Raw genomic sequence first — 1,805 nt, 5'->3', positions numbered from 1 at the left:
ACGGCATACGATCTATTGCCGCTACGGTGTCTTTAGTTCAGACGTGTTCTCTACTGGTCTGTAGTGGTCTGATGCTCCCATGTATCGCTTTGAACTTGTATAATAAGTTACTAAACCTAAACTAACGGTCAACATATATATTACGGCCAGCACTAATCCAATTATTTTTTGCCAATCGAAAACCTTAAAAAAACCAATTGCCACAAGTAGTATAAAGTATGGCTGAGAGATTATTAGGTAACGACTGTTCCATATCGAGTAAAATATATTAGAAAAAACAAAAATAGATGCAGCAGGTATAATTCCCCATAAAGCTACCCATATAACTTCTTGAGTGCGAGGTTTTTGAATTATTGCTACAAGAATAACTGTAGCAATAATTAAAGTTACAACTTGAATCAATAATGGTATATAAGGTAGCGGTGGTGGATGAGCAAACACAGTCATTATTCTTAGCTCTCGGAAGATTTCTCTCACACCAGGAGTTGGTAACATCACTCGGTGCGATCCTGAATCACTTTTCACAGAAATAGCTACAGGAATACTAGCAATAATGATTGTTAAATATAGAACGAGATAACTGATTAATCTAGAAATTTTAAACTTAAACTTAAGCCATAAAATCAGAATATCTGGTAGCAAAAAAGCTGCATTTAAAGGTGTAGTGTAAAAGGATAAAATTCTACCAACAACCCATATGAATCGTGGAAGTTTTTGATCTGGGTACTTCAGAGAATGTCCAAGACCAAGACAGCCACAAAGCCCTAGGCAAACACTCATTGTATAGTATCTAATTTCTTGAGCATGATTAATAAATAATGGAGAAATAGTTAGTAAAAATGCTGCAAGAAGACCAACTTTTTTGCTAAAAAAGTCATTACCTAATCTATAAATTATATATACAGATAACAGTGCAAAAATAATAGCTGGAACTCTTAACCATACCTCATTATCAGAAATCTTCATCCATGGATTTAAAAGAGCATAGTAGAGTAGCCTGCCTTTATTAAAAGACACCTTGCGCCCATCTAAAACACTGATAAATTCATCTATCCATAGACCTCGGAAATTTACTCTGTAAAAGTACAAAAAACACCCTAAGAGAAGAATCAATAAAATAGGAAATATTCCTTTTTGTTTAATAGGGTAAATAAACCTTTGAAAAGCATTGAGCATAAACTATATTTCCTGGCTTCAAAATTTAGGTCATACAATTTATTAAAAAGTATGTTACACTTGTACAAGTGCCCCTTAACTGATAGAGGCTATTGATATTCTCAGATAATAAATTAGCTATATTGAAAGCTTCAAAAATTATTATCTATCTGATTATATCATGTCCGAATGTGTAGGATTTTTTATAAAAATATCATGTCCGGTAGTATCGGTATTGTCAGCGTGAAGTTAAGGAAAAAGCAAGAGGGAAGAAGGCTTAAAAGCTTGAAAAACTTAAATTTCCTGTAGATATTCGTCCTTGATTTTACACATAACGATATCAGGGGACATAATATAGTTTCTCCAGAGTCCTCCTGACTAGACATTGGCCATAATTATAACAACAAAAGCGATCATCAAATAAATTACCCCTTTCTCTAACTTGCTGCCAATTATCTCTCAGGATTCCAGCCATAAAAAATACTATTCCTCTAGAGAATCATCCAGCACACATAAGGTTTAAGGTGGAACAATATTTTTTTTATTTTATATTATCATATTAGTATTGCAGTTTCATAGTAGTAAAATGAGCAAATTTTTAACTATAGATACAGATCATCAATCAACTCACATTTGCCCACCTTAATTAA

General features: G+C 33.1%; 2 protein-coding genes. Both read right to left on the bottom strand.

Annotated elements, in window-relative coordinates:
- Window positions 1-21 precede the first annotated feature (21 nt).
- Complete coding sequence (locus F6K13_RS31465; RefSeq protein ID WP_287289631.1) at window positions 22-1,176, bottom strand: glycosyltransferase family 39 protein; 1,155 nt, start codon at window positions 1,174-1,176, stop codon at window positions 22-24.
- 319 nt (window positions 1,177-1,495) lie between these two features.
- Window positions 1,496-1,630 carry a hypothetical protein gene (locus F6K13_RS31460; RefSeq protein WP_275670464.1) on the bottom strand — a complete coding sequence of 45 codons (135 nt, stop codon included), beginning with the start codon at window positions 1,628-1,630 and terminating at the stop codon, window positions 1,496-1,498.
- Window positions 1,631-1,805: the final 175 nt, after the last annotated feature.

It is taken from the genome of Okeania sp. SIO2B9 (genome assembly GCF_010672505.1).
In the GTDB taxonomy this organism is placed as follows: Bacteria; Cyanobacteriota; Cyanobacteriia; order Cyanobacteriales; family Microcoleaceae; genus Okeania; species Okeania hirsuta.
Note: the sequence above shows the minus strand (reverse complement) of the source record. Positions and strands in the feature narration are given on the sequence as shown.

What these genes read in the sequence shown, in the direction of transcription:
- F6K13_RS31465 (WP_287289631.1), bottom strand. Translation starts at nt 1,176, where the DNA reads ATGCTCAATGCTTTTCAAAGGTTTATTTACCCTATTAAACAAAAAGGA.
- F6K13_RS31460 (WP_275670464.1), bottom strand. Translation starts at nt 1,630, where the DNA reads ATGGCTGGAATCCTGAGAGATAATTGGCAGCAAGTTAGAGAAAGGGGT.